This is a genomic window from Massilia sp. UYP34 (genome assembly GCF_056279385.1).
Genome location: NZ_JBWBRF010000005.1, coordinates 102,406 through 119,258, shown reverse-complemented (window position 1 = coordinate 119,258; position 16,853 = coordinate 102,406). Strand labels below are relative to the sequence as shown.

Below are 16,853 nucleotides of genomic sequence, written 5' to 3'. Positions count from 1 at the left end.
CAAACCACTTTTGTGGCGCCAATTATCAAAAACCCATGTGCAAACACCTGGCGGCAAGCCGAGATCGAACCCGCCGACCGGCCGGTTTTGGCCTAAAATAGCGGGATGGCTCATATTACGCTTGTCCTGCCGTTCGCCCTCCCGCTCCCCGAATTCGCCCCCGACCTGGTCCGCGCCCTGCAGGCGCCGGCATTGGCCGCGCTGCTGTCGCGCACCTCGAGCGCCCGGCGCGCCCCCGGAGCCGACGCCGCCCACGCCCTGCCGCACGAAACCTGGCTGGCGCGCCAACTCGGCCTGGCCGACGATGGCCCCACCCCGTTCGCCGGCGCCGCCATGCGCGGCTTCGGGTTCGAACCCGGTCCCGGCCGCTGGCATATCGTCACGCCGGCCCACATCCAGATCGCGCGCAGCCACCTGATGATGGCCGACGCGCGCCAGGTGAGCCTGGACGACGAGGATGGCCGCGCGCTGTTCGAGGCCGCCCGGGTCTTGTGCGAAGAGACCGGCCACGCACTGCGCTATGGCGATGCCCATACCTGGTTCCTGCGCGCCGACGACTGGACCGGCTTCGACACCGCCAGCCCGGACACCGTCGCCAATATGGACCTGACCGACTTCATGCCCAAGGGCGCCCGGGCGCAAGCGTTCCGGCGCCTGCAGAACGAGGTGCAGATGGCCTGGCATGCCCACCCGGTGAACGCCGCGCGCGAGGCGCGCCGGCTGCCGGTGGTGAACGCCTTCTGGGTCTGGGGCGCGAGTGTGCAGGGGCAGCCGCCCTCGACGAAGATGACCACCTACACATACGCCGTCCCCGGCTGGCTGGCCGCCCTGGGCCAGCAGCGCCTGGCGTCGCTCGACGACCTGGACGGCGTCCTGGCGCAGGGCGGCCTGCTGGTCGCCGGCAACCTGGGCCAGGCCGCGCTGGCCGCCGACTGGAGCGACTGGCTGCAGGGCATGCAGCACCTCGAAGACGCACTGTTCGCGCCGCTGCTGGCGGCGCTCAAGGATGGCCGGGTGCGCGAACTGCGCCTGGTCCTGAGCAGCCGCGAGGCGCTCGCCGACTACACGACGAGCGCGCTGGCGCAGCGCAAGTTCTGGCGCCGCCCTACATTGGACTCACTCATCTGACCGCATGGTTGACCGCATCTTGACTACCTCGACCCGCATCTCCACCCGCCCCTGCCCGTTCCGCATTTCGGAACTGCTGCGCCAGGATGGCGTCCACCCGGTGCTGGCGCGCATCTATGCCGCGCGCGGCCTGGAGCACGTGCGCGAACTCTCGAGCGAGCTGACGGCGCTGGCGCCGCCTTCGGGCCTGAAGCACATCGACGCGGCCGCCGCGTTCCTGGCCGACGCCATCGGGGCCGGCAAGCGCATGACCATCGTCGCCGACTACGACTGCGACGGCGCCACCGCCTGCGCGGTCGCCCTGCGCGGCCTGCGCGCGATGGGCGCCCAGGTCGACTACTTCGTGCCCAACCGCGTGGTGCACGGCTATGGCCTCACGCCCGGCATCGTCGAGATCATGGCGCGCGAAAAGAACCCCGACATCATCGTCACGGTCGATAACGGCATCGCCAGCATGGAAGGCGTGCTCGAGGCCAACCGGCTCGGCATCGAGGTCGTCGTCACCGACCACCACCTGCCGGGCGACGCCCTGCCGCCGGCGCGCGTGATCGTCAACCCGAACCAGCCCGAATGCGGCTTTCCGAGCAAGCACCTGGCCGGCGTCGGCGTGGTGTTCTACGTGCTGCTGGCGCTACGCGCCGAACTGCGCCGGCGCGGCGTGTTCGACGCCCAGACCCAGCCGAAACTGGACAGCCTGCTCGACCTGGTCGCGCTGGGCACCGTCGCCGACGTGGTCAAGCTGGACGCCAACAACCGCATCCTGGTCGCGCAAGGCTTGAAGCGCATGCGCGCCGGCCGCATGCATGCGGGCGTGGCCGCCCTGTTCCGCGTGGCCGGCCGCGAAGCGCGCTGCGCCTCGCCGTTCGACCTGGGCTTTGCCGTCGGCCCGCGCCTGAACGCCGCCGGCCGGCTGGAAGACATGGCGCTCGGCATCGAGTGCCTGACCACCGACGACGAGGGTCGCGCCTGGGCCATCGCCCAGCAGCTCAACGAGATCAACCTCAAACGGCGCGAGATCGAGGCCGAGATGCAGGACACCGCCCTGCTGCACCTGGACAGCTTCGAGCCCACCAGCGCCAGCACCATCGCCGTGTTCGACGAAGGCTGGCACCAGGGCGTGATCGGCATCGTCGCTTCGCGCCTGAAGGAAAAATTCTACCGGCCGACGATCACCTTCGCCCCGGCCGGCGACGGCTGGATCAAGGGCTCGGGCCGCTCGATCCCGGGCTTTCACCTGCGCGACGCGCTCGACCTGGTGTCCAAGCGCGTGCCTGGCCTGATCGACAAGTTCGGCGGCCACGCGATGGCGGCCGGCCTGTCGATCCGCCTGGATGCTTTCGATCATTTTTGCCAGGCGTTCGAGGCGGTCGGCCAGGCCTGGCTGACCGAAGCCCAGCTCGAGCGCATCGTCGAGACCGACGGCCCGCTCGAAGACGAGTTCTATTCGACCCAGTTCATCGCGCTGATGGACGACCAGGTATGGGGCCAGGGCTTCGCGCCGCCGGTGTTCTGCGACGAGTTCCGCGTGGTCAGCCAGCGCATCCTCAAGGAGCGCCACCTGAAACTCCAGCTCGAGAAGAATGGCCGCCGATATGACGCGATCTGGTTCGGGCACGCCGACAGCCTGCCCGAGCGCGCGCGGGTCGCGTTCCGGCTCGACGCCAATGAATACAATGGGGTGACCAAGGTGCAGCTGCTGGTGGAGCACGCCGAAGCCGCTTAGGATGCCCCGCTCGATCTGAGCCAGTACCAGGCATTCCCGATCAGCTCATACGTGGCGTACCACGAGCGGCGCATGCCCTCGGCGCTCGGCACCCAGGCGAGCGCGCCGCGCGCCTGGTCGCCGAAGAACATGGTGGGCGCATCCGTCACCCGCAGCCCGGCGCGCTGGAACACGGTGCGGGCGCGTTCCATGTGCATCGCATCGGTCACCAGCAGCACCCGCTCCACTTTGTCAAGGCGCAGCAGCGCGGCGCTGAAGGCGGCATTCTCGGCCGTATTGCGCGAACGCCCCTCGACCCAGCGCACCGGCACCCCGAAATCCTCGCGCAGCGCGCTGGCCATCGCATCGGCCAGGCTCGTGCTGCCCGCGCGTGGCGCGCCGCCGCTGACCAGGATCGGCAGCCCGGTGCGCCGATGCAGGTGCGCCGCGTAGCGCAGGCGCGCCAGCGCGACATGGTCGGGGATGTCGCGGCCGTCGTATTCCGGCGCCGCCCGCAGGCGGCCGGCAGCCAGCACCACGATCGCCTGCGCCCCGGCCTTTTCCGGCTCGCGCAGCGGGGTCGCCATCGCCTCCAGCGGCCGGACCAAAAAGCCCGCGCCGGCGCTGCTCGACAGGAGGACCAGCAGCGCCAGGGAAAAACCGGCGACGATGCCCCCGGCGCGCCGCCAGCGGCGCCGCAGCAGCAGGCCGAGCGCGGTCAAGAGGAGCAGGCTGGCGGGCGGAAGAATCAGGTTGCGCGCGACCGCGTTGAACAGTTCTGTCACTGGGCGATGGGGGATGACGGGGGCGACGCAGTATACACCCCACATGACTTCAGGAAAATTCCTGGCGACATGCAAATTGCATTCCCGCTATGATTGCCCGGTTCCGGACTCCCCCTCGCCGGCCCGAACCGGCGTCAGTACACATGTTTTCACTCATCCTCAACGGCATCGGCACGCTGATGCATTTCTATGTGGCGCATCGCCTGTATGCGCTCGCTCCCGTCCGCACGCGCGTCAAGGCGCGCTGGTGGTGGCTGGGCGCGCTGGTGGTCTGGGCCGTCTACCTGCTCGGCGTGCGCCTGGGCGACGCCGCCCTCGACTGGCGCTGGTGGCCGGGCCAGTTCGCCATGACCTGGCTCGGCATCCTGTTCGTCATGACCCAATACCTGCTGCTGGCCGACCTGGCGACCGGCTTCGGACTGTGGCTGCGCAAATGGGCGCCGAAGATTTTGGCGGCCGGCGCCATCGCCGGCGTGTCGGTCAGCGCCTTCGCCGTCTTCCAGGCGCTGCGCGCACCAGGCATCGTCGAGCACGAATTGACGCTGGCCGGCCTGCCGCAGGCGCTCGACGGCACGACCCTGGTCGCGATCAGCGACACCCACCTCGGCGCCCAGCGCCGCGCCGCCTGGCTCGGCAAGCGGGTCGACCAGATCAATGCGTTGGAACCGGCCGCGGTCGTGATGCTGGGCGACCAGGTCGAGGACGAGCCGATCAACGACGACCAGCTGGCGCCGGTGCTGCGCCGCCTGCGCGCGCCGCTGGGCGTGTGGGCGGTGACGGGCAACCACGAATACTACGGCGACGCCGGCGGCACGATCGCGGAATTCGCTGCCGGCGGCGTGAGATGGCTGCGCGACGAGCGGGTCGAGATCGCGCCCGGGCTGCACCTGGCGGGCCTGGACGACATCGGCCGCGCCCTGCGCAGAGGCGGCGACATCCATGCCGGCCTGGCCACGACGATCCCGAGCCGCGCCCAGGGCGCGACGATCCTGCTGGCGCACATCCCGGCGCCCGCCCTGGTCGAGCGCGCGGCGCGCGAAGGGGTGAGCCTGATGCTGTCCGGGCACACCCACGGCGGCCAGATCTGGCCCTTCAGCTACCTGGTCAAGCGCGAATTCCCGCACCTGGTCGGACTGCACCGCGAAGGCGACATGCAGCTCTTGATCAGCCGCGGCGCCGGCGGCTGGGGCCCACGCATGCGGCTGTGGCAGCCGGGCGAGATCCTCAAGCTCACCCTGCGCGCGCCGCCAGCGTAGCGGTCAGCGCGGGGCGGACGCGCGGTAGGTTTCCCCGATCTTCATCACGAAGAATTCGTCATCGGCCACGCCCTGCGCTCGGCGCGCGGTGGCCAGGTCGATCGCGGCCTGGTCCAGCCGCTCCTGCCCCATCGGATACGTCCCCCAGTGCATGCCGACGCTGCGCCTGACGCCCAGCTCGCGGTGGATGCGCACCGCTTCTTCCGGGCTGACGTGGGAATTGCGGTACCAGATCGGCTGGTAGGCGCCGATACCGATCGCCGCCAGGTCGAAGCCGCCGAAGCGCGCCGCGATGTCCTGGATGTCCTTCGAGTACCCCAGGTCGCCCGAGAAGAAGAAGGAATGACCCGGCCGCGTCACCGCGAAGCCGCCCCACAGGGTCGCGTTGCGGTCCCACGGCGAGCGCGCCGACCAGTGGTGCACCGGCAGCAGGTGCAGTTCGAGCCCCTGGTAGAAGGTCGTGTCCCACCAGTCCAGCTTGACGATGCGCGAACGGTCGCCACCGGTGACGTTCTTCTCCAGCCACCGGTCCACGCCCAGCGGGGCGACCAGCAGCGGCGGGCCGCCGGCCTGGCGGTACAGCCGGCGCAGCGAGTCGCGCGACAGGTGGTCGTAGTGCGAGTGGCTGATCAGGATGACGTCGATGCGCGGCAAGTCGGCAAGCGCCACGCCCGGCGGCTGCTGCCGCTTGGGACCGGCAAACGACAGCGGCGAGGCGCGCTCGTCGAACACCGGATCGAACAGGAGGTTCACGCCCGTCCCGGTCTGGAACAGAAAGGTCGCATGGCCGATCCAGGTCAGCGCCGGCGTGTCCCGGTTGGCATGGATGAAAGCCAGGTCCGGCGCCACCGCCGGGATCGGCGCGCTCGGCGCCCGCGCGGATTCGTCCTCGGTCCAGTTCTTGATGCGCGCCGTCCAGCCCTCGAAGAAGCCGAGTTCCGGCCGCCGGTAGGCGGGGTTGTTCGGATAGTTATTGGCAAAGCCTTCGGGCCGGTGGTGCGGCTTGGCTGAGTCGAAATACGGATTATGGTTCGCACATCCGGCCCCGAGCAGGACAAGGGTCAGGATGAGTAGTACGGGTAAAGTACGCATGCGGCAGAGTCCGGCTGTCAAAAAGCGCAAGTGTACGCGGAGATGGGAGCGGAGATGCGGGCTTACTATCGAGAAATTGCCGATAACTTAGCAAGCTTGCCATGATCTGCTCTTGATCGGCGGCATCCAGCGTGTCCTGCCGGCTGATCGGGTCGCGATTTCGGCCGATATCGCCCCTGCCTGATGTGCTTTCGCCGGCTTTCCGGTACGATAGCGCCTTTTGCTGGTCGGTTATTTAGCGCCAGCAATCCCGCAGCGACATGTCGCATCCGGGACGATCACTGTCAGAGCCCAGGTCGCAACTGCTGGGTTCCCTCTACTGGAAGCGAATGGAGAGTCCCCAGATCCCTCAGCCGCGCCCCCGCAATCTCGTCTTGCTCGGCTGCGTGCTCCTCGTGCTGCTCATGATCGGCGCCGAGGGCCTGCGCTGGAGCCGCGGCGCCCAGGCCGCCGCCCAGCCGAGCCTGGCCGATGCCGTGCGCGGCGGCCCGGTCACGCTCACCGAACTGTCGAGCACCCATATTCCGGCGCCGCTCGGCATGCCGTCGGCCCACGCCAGCTCGATGACGCCGCTGCCGGGCAACCGCATGCTGGCCTTCTGGTGGGCCGGCAGCCGCGAGAGCGGCCCCGACGTCAAGGTATATGCCTCGACCTGGGCCAATGGCGCCTGGAGCGCGCCGTGGATGGTCGCCAGCCGCGAGTCGCTTGGCGCCGCGCTCGGTTTCGGCGTGCGCCGCATCGGCAATCCGGTCGCCTGGACCGACCGCGACGGCAAGATCCACCTGTACGTCGTCGCCACCGGCCTCGGCGGCTGGGCGGCGTCGCGCATCGCCCACATCGTCTCGAACGACCAGGGCGCCAGCTTCCGCGTACGTCGCGTGCTGCCGACCTCGCCGCTATTCAATACCAGCGCGCTGGTGCGCACCTCGCCGCTGGCGCTCAGCGACGGCGGCTGGTGGCTGCCGGTGTATTTCGAGATCGGCAACAAATATCCGATGCTGATGGCGTTCGACCCCGAGGGTAACCCGACCTCGCTGGCGCGCATCGGCACAAGCACCTCGACCCTGCAGCCGGCCATCGTGGCGGTGTCGAAGACCGAGGTGCGCGCGCTGCTGCGCGACAATAGCGAAGCGCGTCGCATGCAGCATGCGGCCAGCATCGATGGCGGCGCCAGCTGGCGCGACCTGCCGGCGCTCGACCTGCCCAATCACAATACCTCGATGGCTGCGATCCGCCTGTCCAGCGGCCAGTTCCTGATGCTGCACAACCACGCCGCCGACGACGCGACCGCGCGGAGCAGACTGCGCCTGTCGATTTCCGACGACATGCGCAGCTGGCGCACGGTGGCCGATATCGCCATGGGCAAGGCCGGCGACGAGTTTTCGTATCCGACCCTGCAGCAGGTCGGCGACGAACTGCACGTCACCTATACCTGGCAGCGCCAGGCGATCGCCCACCACCGCTACCGCATCGATGCAGAAGGGACGATTTGATGGACCTGCCGGATCTCTCGACGCAAATCCTGTACGGGCGCCTGGGCTGGGCGATCGTCCTCGCCACCCTGGTGTGTGCGCTGTGGCGCCGGTCGGCGCCGATGTCGCGCGTGGCGCTGGCCGCGGTGCTGGCGCTCGCGCTGGCGGCGATGGCCCTGCCGGGCGCGCTGTCGCCGGCGTGGTGGCTGGGCCTGGCCTTCCAGTATCCGAGCGGACTGCTGGTCGGCTGCTGCCTGCTGCGCCTGGCCGAGCGCTGGCGCGGCATCCGCCGCAGCCAGGTCATGCCGCAGGCGCTGGCCGGCGTGCTGGCCGTCGGCGGCGCGCTGCTGTATCTCGACGCCGTCGGTTTGTTGGCGCGCGGCTTCTACTATGCCGGCTTTGGCCAGGGCGCCGCGCCGCTGTTCGGCATCGTCGCCGCCATCGCCTGCGTGCTGGCCATCGTGCGCGGCCACGCGCGCGCTCCGGCGGCGAGCCTGCTGGGCGCGCTCGCCCTCTTCGCGCTGCTGCGTCTGCCGACCGGCAACCTGTGGGATGCCCTGGTCGACCCGCTGCTGTGGGCCTGGGCCGTGGCCGCCCTGCTGGCCGCCGCGCTGCGTCGCGCCGGCCGCCGCGCCGCCGACCGCCTGCCGGAATCCGAACCCGATCCGGCCCCGACGCGCGCGCTGCAGCCGCTGGCGGCCGAACATTTTTCGTCTTTGAAGGAGTAATTGAGTGGTAGATAACAAATGGTACAAGCATCCGGTCATCATCTCGGCCTCGATCATCAACGCGTTCTGCCTGCTGCTGGCCCTGATCTGGGCCAACAATCCGCATGAGCTGTCGCGCCTGCTGGTGGAAGACGGCATCGTCGAATGGATGCAGTTCCTGGCATTTTCGCTGACCTCGGGCCTCCTGGGCTATGTCGCGCTCGCGCGCTGGAAGAGCGGGGGATTCGATCTCGGCGTGCTGGCGCTGGCGGGCCTGACCGGCCTGGTGGCCCTGGCCGCGCTGGAAGAAGTCAGCTGGTTCCAGCGCATCCTGAACATCCAGTCGCCGGAATGGTTCCTGCAAAATAACCGCCAGGCCGAAACCAATCTGCACAACCTGGGCTTCGGCGAGGAAAGCCTGCACAAGGCCGTGCTGCTCAAGGTCATCGTCATCACCGGCCTGATCCACAATCTGTTCCTGCCGCTGCTCGCGCTCAAGCGTCCGGCGATCCGCGCCTTCGTCGAGCGCTTCGGCCTGTACCTGCCGCCGCTGGCCGCCTCGGTGCCTTACCTGATCCTGGTGATCCTGTCGCACCTGCTGGTCGACCATCCGCGCAAGGGCGAGCTGGGCGAGACCTTCGGCGCGGTGCACTACATGGCCACCGTGTTCGGCGCCTATTTCGTCGGCGTCGCCTACGGCAACAAGCCGCTGTTCGAGGGCATCAGCGCGCGCCGCGTGTCGGTGCTCTTCACGCTGCTGATGTTCTACCTCCTGATGATGGGCTGGATGCTCAGCGCCGGCGCCGGCGCCGATGCGGCCATCGCCACGGGCCTGGGCGCGGACTAAGACGCCGAACGCGAGCGGGGCGGCGCCGGGGTCGCCCCGCCTGCCGCCCCGCTTTTCTTCCCTCTTTTCTCTCCGCTTTTCTCCCCGCTTCTCCCCGCTACTCTCCCGTGCCTACTCGGTGCAGTCGCACCCGCGATCGAACACGACCGCCCATCTTCCCGGCGCCTCCAGCCGCCACACCGTGTTGAAGCTGCCGATACGGCGGCCCGCCGCATCGCGCACCGGCCCGGTGCTGTAGGCCATCGTGCCCGACTCGACCACTTCCACCTGCCCGGGCTCCCATGAGAACGGCGGCTGCCGGCCGTCATAGTAGCGGCGCCAGGCGTTCAGCACCGCCTCCTTGCCGCGCTGGGTGCTGCTCCCGGTCATGAACACGGCCTCACGCGCCAGATAACGGCCAAAGCCCTCGAAGTCGCGCGCCGCCATGGTGGCGGCGAACGCGCGCTCGTGCTCCACCACCTGGCGCCGCAGGTCTTCGTGGGTCACACGCGCACGGCCGGTGGCGACGGCGGCCACGAGGCAGACGACGATCAATGATAGGGAACGGAGGCGCATTTGGCGAAAGTACAAAACTTTGCTATTTGGCAATTGAATGATTCTGTCACGGGACGGCTCGCTTGACAACCGTCCCTTGCACGCTATCCTGAAACGGAGTATAAATACTCCTATATCGGAGGAATCATGAGCGTGGCCTATGCCTATCCCAAGAGCCGGTTCGAGCCGGCGACCCTGGTCGATCTCCATTCGCGGGCCGAGCGCGAACGGCTGTCGCCATCGGCGCTGAAAGGTTTTTTCCGGCTGGCGGCGGCCTGGAACCTGCGCGACGACGATGCGCGCGAACTGCTCGGCGGCCTGTCATCCTCGGCGTTCTATGACTGGAAAAAGCACCCGGACCGGGTGCTGGAAGTCGACCGCATCACCCGCATCTCCTACCTGCTCGGCATCTATAAAAGCCTGCACATCCTGTATGGCGACAAGCTGGCCGACGAATGGGTCCAGCTGCCCAACACCAATCCCATCTTCGCCGGCCGCACGCCGCTCGCCTTCATGCTCGCTGGCGGCCTGCTCGCGATGCAGGGCGTGCGCCGCCTGCTCGACGCCCGGCGCGGCGGCCTGTGATCGATGGCCAAGCTGAGTCCGCGCCTGACCCTGCTGCGCCAGAACGATACCTGCCGCCTGATCCCCTCGCGCTTCGCCGACATGGAAAACTCGGTGCTGGCGCCGCTGGCCGAGGACGACGACGTGCTGCGCGACCTGTTCGACCTCGATAACGCCACCAACGACCGCCTGCGCGGCGAGTCCGGGCTGTTGCCGGGCATCGGCATGGACGAGCTGGTGTTCGGCGTGCCGAACTTCCGCATCGTCAACGCCGCCTTTACCTATGCCCGCCCCGAGGGCAGCCGCTTCAACGACGGCGAACGCGGGGCCTGGTATTGCGGCTTCGATGCCGCGACCTCGCTGGCCGAGGTAGTCTTTCACAAGACGGTGGAATACGCCGAGATCGGCCGCTTCGACGACAGCGTCTCCTACCAGTGCCTGCTGGCCGATTTCAGCGCCACCTTCCATGACCTGCGCGGCATCGCCGCCTACGAGGATTGTCTCGATCCAGGCAGCTACGTCGCTTCGCAGGCCCTGGCGCACGACTTGCTCGACGGCGGATCGATGGGCGTCATCTACCCCAGCGTGCGGCATCCGGCCGGCACCTGCCTGGCCTGCTTCCGGCCGGCGCTGGTCGGCAATGTGCGCAAGGCGCAGACCTATCGGTTAACATGGGCGGGTTCGCCGCATCCTGCGGTCGAGATTCTTTGAACAGATTCACGATGAAAACCAAACCCGAGAAAGACACCGAACTGCACGACAAGATCAACCGCGAGACCGGCCGCGTCAAATGGAGCGAGCTGCAGCGCCACTTCGCCAGCGGGTCGGTCATCTGGGTCAGCGAAGCGCTGGACCTGATCGAGGTCGCCCTGCGCATCGCCCACGACGACCGCGACAGCGTGACGCGCTGGATGACCGACGGCAGCGTGGCCAAGGTCAGCGACGCGCAGGCGCAGGGCTGGCTGGAGGCGGATGAAATCTTGTGGGCGTCGGTGGTGAGCCCGTTCGTGCTGGTGCAGGCCGAGAAGAAGCAGCTGCATTGAACGTCGTCGCGACATTCAATACGTCGTCCCCGCGAAGGCGGGGACCCAAGTGTGCCTGCTTATCGGATCTTCAAGCGCAGTCTCAACGCTAACGACTTGGGTCCCCGCCTGCGCGGGGACGACGGTTCATGGGGTAACGAATTACTTCGACAGGTCCACCGCATACAGCGCCGTGCCCTTGCCGCTGCCATCGTCGGCCTTCAACTGGCTGACGTTGTCGATTCCCGCCTCGCGCGCCAGCCCGACCAGCTCCGGCGCCGAGCGGAACACCACCGGCCCGGCCGTTTCTACCCGGGCGAAACGCCAGCTGCGCGCCGCGCCGTGGGCCTTGCGGCCCAGTTCCTTCGCACCGCGGATGTATTCGATCAGGATGTCGCGGTTGTTGTCGGGCGAGGCCAGCACCACATTGCCGCCGTCCAGGCCCGGGAAGCCGCCGCCACCGCTGGCGCGGTAATTATTGGTCGCCACCAGGAATTGCTGCGTCGGCGCGACCGGCTTGCCCTGGTAGGTCAGCTTGCGGATGCGCTCGCCCGGCGCGCGCGTCACGTCGATCTCGTAGCGCACGTCGGGCGAGGTGATGGTGTCGAAGTTAAAGCTCGGGAAGCGGCTGTTGACCAGCTCCTGCGCCTCTGGCTTCGCAGGGTCGATGGTGTTGAAGCGCCCCGCCGCCGTTTCCAGCCACGCCTTCAGGCCCGCGCCGTCGACCTTGACCGCGTACAGCGAGTTCGGGAACAGGTACAGGTCGGCCGCGTTGTTCAGGGCGAGATCACCGGCCGGCACGTCGGTGTAGTCGGCCACGGTCGGAAAGCCGGCCTTGAACGGCGCCGTCACCGACAGCACCGGCAGGCTGGCGTATTGCGGCAGGTTGGCCTGGACGTACTTGCGGACATAGTCGGCCTGCGCGCGGTTGACCACTTCCAGCGCCGACGGATCGCCCACGTCGGCGAAATAGGTCGTCATGCGGAAAGCCGACCTGCCCACCGGCGTCCTGACGTAGGCGATGGTCGCCTCGTGCTCGGCGCGCACCAGCGCCGTCACTTCGGGATCGGGCTCGACGAAGGTTTTAGGAGCGGTCTGGGTCGAACGCGCTTCGACCACGGTCTTGTCCTTTTCCACCGTCCAGCGCTTGCCGTCCGACTTCAGATGGAGTCGAACCACGCCCAGATGCTTGCCCCACTGGCTCGGCATCACGGCCGGCACGCCGTGCACCAGGCCGCGCGCCTTGTCCACGCCCGGCAGGTTGAACTGGGGCACGCTGCTGTCCTTGTTCGGGAACAGCTGGTGCGAATGGCCCATCAGCACCACGTCCACGCCCGGCGCCTTGGCCAGGTGCCAGTTGGTGTGTTCCATCTTCGGTGAATAGGCGGCGTCATCGAGGCCCGAATGGCCCAGCACCACCACCAGTTCGGCGCCCTTCGCGCGCATTTCGGGGATGTAGCGCTCGGCGCTGGCCTTGATGTCGACCGGCTCGACGCGGCCCGCGAGCCAGCGCTTGTCCCAGGCCATGATCTCGGGCGGCGTGAAGCCGATGATGCCGACCTTGACGGTGCTCTCGACCTGTTTGCCGTCCTTGCCGGTCGCGACGATCTTCTTGTCGATGATCTTGTAGGGCGCGAACAGCGGCTGGTTCGTCTGCAGGCTGTGGATGTTGGCCAGCACGATCGGGAAGTTCGGCCCGGCGCAGGGCCTGGCCTGCGGCGCGACGTCCTTGACCTGGAAGCTGCTGCCCGTGACTTGGTTCAGGAACGGCAAGCCGTAGTTGAACTCGTGGTTGCCTACGGTAGCCCCCTCGTAGCCGAGCGCGTTCATGATCCTGTAGATGCCCAGCACCTGGTCGCAGCCCGGCGGTTTCACGAGCGCCTGGTAGTCGGCGAAGGCCGTGCCCTGGATCGTGTCGCCATTGTCGAGCAGCAGCGTGTTGGCGAATTCCTTGCGCGCCTGCCGGATCAGCGTGGCGGTGCGGTCCAGGCCGATCGAGGCGTCCGGCGCCAGCTTGTAATAGTCGTAGCCGACCACGTTCGCATGCAGGTCGGACGTCTCGAGCACGGCCAGCACGGCGGTCGAACCGCTCGGGGCCTGGGCGGCGTGGACGGGAAGGATGAGCAGCAGCGGCGCGCAGGCCATGCCAATTTGGTAACGCAGGGAGCGGTTCATGAGCAGTTCTGGATACAGGACGGGGCCGATGATACGGCAGCAGCCACGGCCGTGGCAATCCATACGGCGTCGTCGGCGCAGTGGTCAGCGCAGGCATTGGCGCCGTCGTCGGGTATAATCCCCGGTTCGATTCAACCAACCAATGAGACTGCCGAGACCATGGAAGCCGAACGCATCAACGCCATTTCCGCCCTGCTGAACGACCTGACCGGTCGCGAGGCCGAACTTCGGAGGTATCTTTGACTTCGATAAGAAGTCGGAGAAACTAGAACAGGTCAACCAGGAGATGGAAGACCCCTCCATCTGGAACGACCCGAAGAAAGCCCAGGAAATGGGCAAAGAGAAGAAGGCGCTGGAAGGCGTCGTCCTCGTGCTCGAGAAGGCCAAGGCCGACCTGGCCGACGCCAGGGACCTGTTCGACATGGCGCGCGAGGAAGGCGACGACGACACCATGGAAGCGGTGTCCGGCGACCTGGACGAAGTGCAGAAGATCATCGAGGCGATGGAGTTCCGCCGCATGTTCAGCAATCCGATGGACCATGCGAACTGCTTCATCGACATCCAGGCCGGCGCCGGCGGCACCGAAGCCCAGGACTGGGCCTCGATGCTGCTGCGTCAATACCTGCGCTACTGCGAACGCAAGGGCTTCAAGGCCGAGATCCTCGAACAGTCCGACGGCGAGGTCGCGGGCATCAAGACCGCCACCATCAAGGTCGACGGCGAGTATGCCTATGGCCACCTGCGCACCGAGACCGGCGTGCACCGCCTGGTGCGCAAGTCGCCGTTCGACTCGGCCAACGGCCGCCATACCTCGTTTACCTCGCTGTTCGTGTATCCGGAAGTGGACGACTCGATCGAGATCGAGATCAACCCGGCCGACGTGCGCATCGACACCTACCGCGCATCGGGCGCGGGCGGCCAGCACATCAACAAGACCGATTCCGCGGTGCGCCTGACGCACGGCCCATCGGGCATTGTGGTCCAGTGCCAGAACGACCGTTCGCAGCACCGCAACAAGGCCGAGGCCTGGGACATGCTGCGGGCGAAGCTGTACGAACTCGAACTGCGCAACCGCATGAGCGAGCAGCAGAAGCTCGAAGACTCCAAGACCGACGTCGGCTGGGGCCACCAGATCCGCTCCTATGTGCTCGACCAGTCGCGCATCAAGGACTTGCGCACCGGCTTCGAAACGGGCAACACCAAGAACGTGCTCGACGGCGACCTGGACGACTTCATCTCCGCATCCCTCAAGCAGAACGTCTGACGAGGCAGAACCCGATGACCGCACCCGAGCGCGCGCTGATCTTCGACATGGATGGCACCATCGTCGACAACATGGACTTCCACACCCAGGCGTGGATCACCTTCTTCGCGCGGCGCGGGCAGGTCATCGAGCCGGACGCTTTTTTTCGCGACACGGCCGGGCGCCAGGGCAAGGAAATCCTGCGCCATTACATCCGCGACGATCTCGCCGACGACGAACTGGCAACGCTCAACCACGAGAAGGAAGCGCTGTACCGCGAGCTGTACGGCCCGCACCGCCGCACGATTGCCGGATTCGACGCCTTCATCGAGGCCGGCCGCGCGCGCGGCTGGAAACTGGCGGTGGCCACGTCGGCGTCGCCCGGCAGTGCGCGCTTCATCCTGGACGAGATGGACTTGAGGCCCCGCTTCGACGCGGTGGTGGTCGGCACGGTCGACGTCCCGCGCGGCAAGCCGCATCCTGACGTCTTCCTCAAGGCGGCCGACCGCTGCGAGACGATGCCGGCCGGGTGCATCGTGTTCGAGGACGCGCCGCTGGGCGTGGAAGCGGCGCGCCGCGCCGGCATGCGCGCGGTGGTGCTCACCACCACCCTGCCGCCTGATGCCTTCGCCGAGTTCGACAACGTCATCGCCGTCGTCAACGATTTCACGCAGCTGGACGTTGAGACCCTGCTGGCCTGAACCAACCAACACCAGAATCACACAATAATGAATATCGAAAACCAAGAACAGGCTCCGCTTCCGGCGCTTGACGAAAACAAGATCATGGCCGAGCGCCGCGCCAAGCTGGGTGCGATCCGCGAGAAAGGCGTCGCCTTCCCGAACGACTTCGTCCCGCAGCACAAGGCCGCCGACCTCGTGGAAACCTACGGCGGCAGGACCCGCGAAGAGCTGGAAGCCGAACCGGTTCCGGTGGTGCTGGCCGGCCGCATGATGCTGCGCCGCGAAGCAGGCAAGAAGGCCGCCTTCGCCACCCTGCAGGACAGTTCCGGCCCGGCCGCGGCGGGCCGCATCCAGGTCTACATCGCCCTCGACAACGCCGGCGAGGAAGCCATGGAAGCGCTGCGCAGCTACGACCTGGGCGACATCCTGGGCGTCGAGGGTGTGCTCTTCAAGACCAAGACCGACGAGCTGACCGTCAAGGTGACCACGCTGCGCCTGATCACCAAGGCGATCCGCCCGCTGCCGGACAAGTTCCACGGCCTGGCCGACCAGGAGACCAAGTACCGCCAGCGCTACGTCGACCTGATCATGAACGAAGAGACGCGCCGCACCTTCAAGGCGCGCACCGCCGCGATGTCGTCGATGCGCCGCTTCATGGAAAAGAACGGCTTCATGGAAGTCGAGACCCCGATGCTGCACCCGATCCCGGGCGGCGCCGCGGCCAAGCCGTTCATCACCCACCACAATGCGCTGGACATGGAAATGTACCTGCGCATCGCGCCGGAACTGTACCTGAAGCGCCTGGTGGTGGGCGGCTTCGACCGCGTGTTCGAGATCAACCGCAACTTCCGCAACGAAGGCGTGTCGGTCCGCCACAACCCGGAATTCACGATGATGGAATTCTATGCGGCCTACACCGACTACAAGTGGATCATGGACTTCACCGAGCAGGTGATCCGCCAGGCCGCGATCGACGCCCAGGGCAGCGCCGTGCTGAGCTACGGCGGCCGCGAGCTGGACCTGTCGAAGCCGTTCCAGCGCCTGACCATCGTCGAGGCGATCGACAAGTACGCGCCGGGCTACACCCCCGAGCAGCTGAACGACGCCGAGTTCATCAAGACCGAGCTGAAGACCAGGTTTGGCGTCAAGCCGTTCGCCACCGCCGGCCTGGGCGCGCTGCAGCTGGCGCTGTTCGAAGAGACCGCCGAGGCCCTGCTGTGGGAACCAACCTTCATCGTCGACTACCCGGCCGAGGTCTCGCCGCTGGCGCGCGCCTCGGACACCCGTGAAGGCGTGACCGAGCGTTTCGAGCTGTTCATGGTGGGCCGCGAGATCGCCAACGGCTTCTCGGAGCTGAACGACCCCGAAGACCAGGCCGCGCGCTTCCTGGCCCAGGTGGCCGCCAAGGATGCGGGCGACGACGAGGCGATGTTCTACGACGCCGACTACATCCGCGCGCTGGAATACGGCATGCCGCCGGCCGGCGGCTGCGGCATCGGCATCGACCGCCTGATGATGCTGATCACCGACTCGCCGAACATCCGCGACGTGCTGCTGTTCCCGCACTTGCGCAAGGAAGACTGACGCAAGGAAGTTTGACGCAAAAAAGCCGCCGATAGGCGGCTTTTTTCATGCGCACATGC

Annotated in this window: 17 protein-coding genes; 13 read left to right on the top strand and 4 right to left on the bottom strand. The window is 67.4% G+C overall.

Features of this window, described 5'->3' with window-relative positions; genetic code table 11:
• The first annotated feature begins 105 nt into the window (after positions 1–105).
• The gene (locus ACZ9AQ_RS11075) at positions 106–1,128 is read left to right on the top strand and encodes a hypothetical protein (RefSeq protein WP_429204872.1); all 1,023 of its coding nucleotides are present in this window, start codon (positions 106–108) and stop codon (positions 1,126–1,128) included.
• Positions 1,129–1,147: 19 nt separating this feature from the next.
• On the top strand, positions 1,148–2,851 hold the full coding sequence (recJ, locus tag ACZ9AQ_RS11070) for a single-stranded-DNA-specific exonuclease RecJ (protein ID WP_429204871.1): 1,704 nt from the start codon (positions 1,148–1,150) through the stop codon (positions 2,849–2,851).
• On the opposite strand, the gene ACZ9AQ_RS11065 is transcribed toward recJ, so the two are convergent.
• A complete protein-coding gene (locus tag ACZ9AQ_RS11065; RefSeq protein ID WP_429204869.1) occupies positions 2,848–3,615 on the bottom strand; it encodes a YdcF family protein in 768 nt (255 codons plus the stop codon). The genes recJ and ACZ9AQ_RS11065 overlap by 4 nt on opposite strands.
• A 143-nt stretch (positions 3,616–3,758) precedes the next feature.
• On the opposite strand from ACZ9AQ_RS11065, the gene ACZ9AQ_RS11060 reads away from it, so the two are divergent.
• Entirely contained in the window at positions 3,759–4,871 is a 1,113-nt protein-coding gene (locus ACZ9AQ_RS11060) for a metallophosphoesterase (protein ID WP_429204867.1), read from the top strand.
• A 3-nt stretch (positions 4,872–4,874) separates the two neighbouring features.
• Here the strand turns inward: ACZ9AQ_RS11060 and ACZ9AQ_RS11055 are convergent, their stop codons facing one another.
• The gene (locus ACZ9AQ_RS11055) at positions 4,875–5,963 is read right to left on the bottom strand and encodes an MBL fold metallo-hydrolase (protein WP_429204866.1); all 1,089 of its coding nucleotides are present in this window, start codon (positions 5,961–5,963) and stop codon (positions 4,875–4,877) included.
• A 329-nt stretch (positions 5,964–6,292) separates the two neighbouring features.
• Between ACZ9AQ_RS11055 and ACZ9AQ_RS11050 the strand changes: the two genes are divergently transcribed.
• From ACZ9AQ_RS11050 to ACZ9AQ_RS11040, 3 genes are read left to right on the top strand one after another with little or no spacing between them, the layout of a single operon-like run.
• Positions 6,293–7,456, top strand: coding sequence for a sialidase family protein (locus tag ACZ9AQ_RS11050; RefSeq protein ID WP_429204865.1), 1,164 nt, complete (start codon positions 6,293–6,295; stop codon positions 7,454–7,456).
• Positions 7,456–8,163: a hypothetical protein gene (locus ACZ9AQ_RS11045; RefSeq protein ID WP_429204864.1), complete on the top strand. Its 708-nt coding sequence runs from the start codon at positions 7,456–7,458 to the stop codon at positions 8,161–8,163. The genes ACZ9AQ_RS11050 and ACZ9AQ_RS11045 overlap by 1 nt, the downstream gene beginning before the upstream one ends.
• A 4-nt stretch (positions 8,164–8,167) precedes the next feature.
• Entirely contained in the window at positions 8,168–8,989 is an 822-nt protein-coding gene (locus tag ACZ9AQ_RS11040) for a hypothetical protein (RefSeq protein ID WP_429204862.1), read from the top strand.
• 111 nt (positions 8,990–9,100) lie between these two features.
• Here the strand turns inward: ACZ9AQ_RS11040 and ACZ9AQ_RS11035 are convergent, their stop codons facing one another.
• Positions 9,101–9,544 carry a YybH family protein gene (locus ACZ9AQ_RS11035; protein ID WP_429204860.1) on the bottom strand — a complete coding sequence of 148 codons (444 nt, stop codon included), beginning with the start codon at positions 9,542–9,544 and terminating at the stop codon, positions 9,101–9,103.
• A gap of 126 nt (positions 9,545–9,670) precedes the next feature.
• Here ACZ9AQ_RS11035 and ACZ9AQ_RS11030 point away from each other — a divergent pair, with 126 nt between their 5' ends.
• The 3 genes from ACZ9AQ_RS11030 to ACZ9AQ_RS11020 are packed head-to-tail and all read left to right on the top strand — an operon-like array spanning position 9,671 to position 11,130.
• The gene (locus ACZ9AQ_RS11030) at positions 9,671–10,108 is read left to right on the top strand and encodes an antitoxin Xre-like helix-turn-helix domain-containing protein (RefSeq protein WP_429204858.1); all 438 of its coding nucleotides are present in this window, start codon (positions 9,671–9,673) and stop codon (positions 10,106–10,108) included.
• Positions 10,109–10,111: 3 nt separating this feature from the next.
• Positions 10,112–10,798, top strand: a complete 687-nt coding sequence (locus ACZ9AQ_RS11025) for an RES family NAD+ phosphorylase (protein ID WP_429204857.1) — start codon at positions 10,112–10,114, stop codon at positions 10,796–10,798.
• An 11-nt stretch (positions 10,799–10,809) separates the two neighbouring features.
• Positions 10,810–11,130 (top strand): DUF2288 domain-containing protein, encoded by a 321-nt coding sequence (locus tag ACZ9AQ_RS11020; RefSeq protein WP_429204856.1) that lies wholly within the window; start codon positions 10,810–10,812, stop codon positions 11,128–11,130.
• 141 nt (positions 11,131–11,271) lie between these two features.
• Here ACZ9AQ_RS11020 and ACZ9AQ_RS11015 read toward each other — a convergent pair whose 3' ends face one another.
• Positions 11,272–13,254 (bottom strand): bifunctional 2',3'-cyclic-nucleotide 2'-phosphodiesterase/3'-nucleotidase, encoded by a 1,983-nt coding sequence (locus ACZ9AQ_RS11015; RefSeq protein ID WP_429204920.1) that lies wholly within the window; start codon positions 13,252–13,254, stop codon positions 11,272–11,274.
• 81 nt (positions 13,255–13,335) lie between these two features.
• On the opposite strand from ACZ9AQ_RS11015, the gene ACZ9AQ_RS11010 reads away from it, so the two are divergent.
• The 4 genes from ACZ9AQ_RS11010 (at position 13,336) to lysS (ending at position 16,794) form a co-directional block, all read left to right on the top strand.
• Positions 13,336–13,527: a hypothetical protein gene (locus ACZ9AQ_RS11010; RefSeq protein WP_429204922.1), complete on the top strand. Its 192-nt coding sequence runs from the start codon at positions 13,336–13,338 to the stop codon at positions 13,525–13,527.
• A protein-coding gene (gene prfB, locus ACZ9AQ_RS11005) for a peptide chain release factor 2 (RefSeq protein WP_429204854.1) occupies positions 13,444–14,548 on the top strand; the annotation gives its coding sequence in 2 pieces (ribosomal slippage) (positions 13,444–13,524 and positions 13,526–14,548; 1,104 coding nt in all). The genes ACZ9AQ_RS11010 and prfB overlap by 84 nt, the downstream gene beginning before the upstream one ends.
• 14 nt (positions 14,549–14,562) lie before the next feature.
• Complete coding sequence (locus tag ACZ9AQ_RS11000) at positions 14,563–15,228, top strand: HAD family hydrolase (protein ID WP_429204852.1); 666 nt, start codon at positions 14,563–14,565, stop codon at positions 15,226–15,228.
• A 27-nt stretch (positions 15,229–15,255) separates the two neighbouring features.
• The gene (lysS, locus tag ACZ9AQ_RS10995) at positions 15,256–16,794 is read left to right on the top strand and encodes a lysine--tRNA ligase (RefSeq protein ID WP_429204850.1); all 1,539 of its coding nucleotides are present in this window, start codon (positions 15,256–15,258) and stop codon (positions 16,792–16,794) included.
• Positions 16,795–16,853: the final 59 nt, after the last annotated feature.

Coding starts and splice junctions, on each gene's coding strand:
- ACZ9AQ_RS11025 (WP_429204857.1), top strand. CDS start 10,112: ATGGCCAAGCTGAGTCCGCGCCTGACCCTGCTGCGCCAGAACGATACC.
- ACZ9AQ_RS11060 (WP_429204867.1), top strand. CDS start 3,759: ATGTTTTCACTCATCCTCAACGGCATCGGCACGCTGATGCATTTCTAT.
- ACZ9AQ_RS11030 (WP_429204858.1), top strand. CDS start 9,671: ATGAGCGTGGCCTATGCCTATCCCAAGAGCCGGTTCGAGCCGGCGACC.
- ACZ9AQ_RS11045 (WP_429204864.1), top strand. CDS start 7,456: ATGGACCTGCCGGATCTCTCGACGCAAATCCTGTACGGGCGCCTGGGC.
- ACZ9AQ_RS11055 (WP_429204866.1), bottom strand. CDS start 5,963: ATGCGTACTTTACCCGTACTACTCATCCTGACCCTTGTCCTGCTCGGG.
- ACZ9AQ_RS11075 (WP_429204872.1), top strand. CDS start 106: ATGGCTCATATTACGCTTGTCCTGCCGTTCGCCCTCCCGCTCCCCGAA.
- lysS (WP_429204850.1), top strand. CDS start 15,256: ATGAATATCGAAAACCAAGAACAGGCTCCGCTTCCGGCGCTTGACGAA.
- ACZ9AQ_RS11000 (WP_429204852.1), top strand. CDS start 14,563: ATGACCGCACCCGAGCGCGCGCTGATCTTCGACATGGATGGCACCATC.
- ACZ9AQ_RS11015 (WP_429204920.1), bottom strand. CDS start 13,254: ATGGCCTGCGCGCCGCTGCTGCTCATCCTTCCCGTCCACGCCGCCCAG.
- ACZ9AQ_RS11035 (WP_429204860.1), bottom strand. CDS start 9,544: ATGCGCCTCCGTTCCCTATCATTGATCGTCGTCTGCCTCGTGGCCGCC.
- ACZ9AQ_RS11050 (WP_429204865.1), top strand. CDS start 6,293: ATGGAGAGTCCCCAGATCCCTCAGCCGCGCCCCCGCAATCTCGTCTTG.
- ACZ9AQ_RS11020 (WP_429204856.1), top strand. CDS start 10,810: ATGAAAACCAAACCCGAGAAAGACACCGAACTGCACGACAAGATCAAC.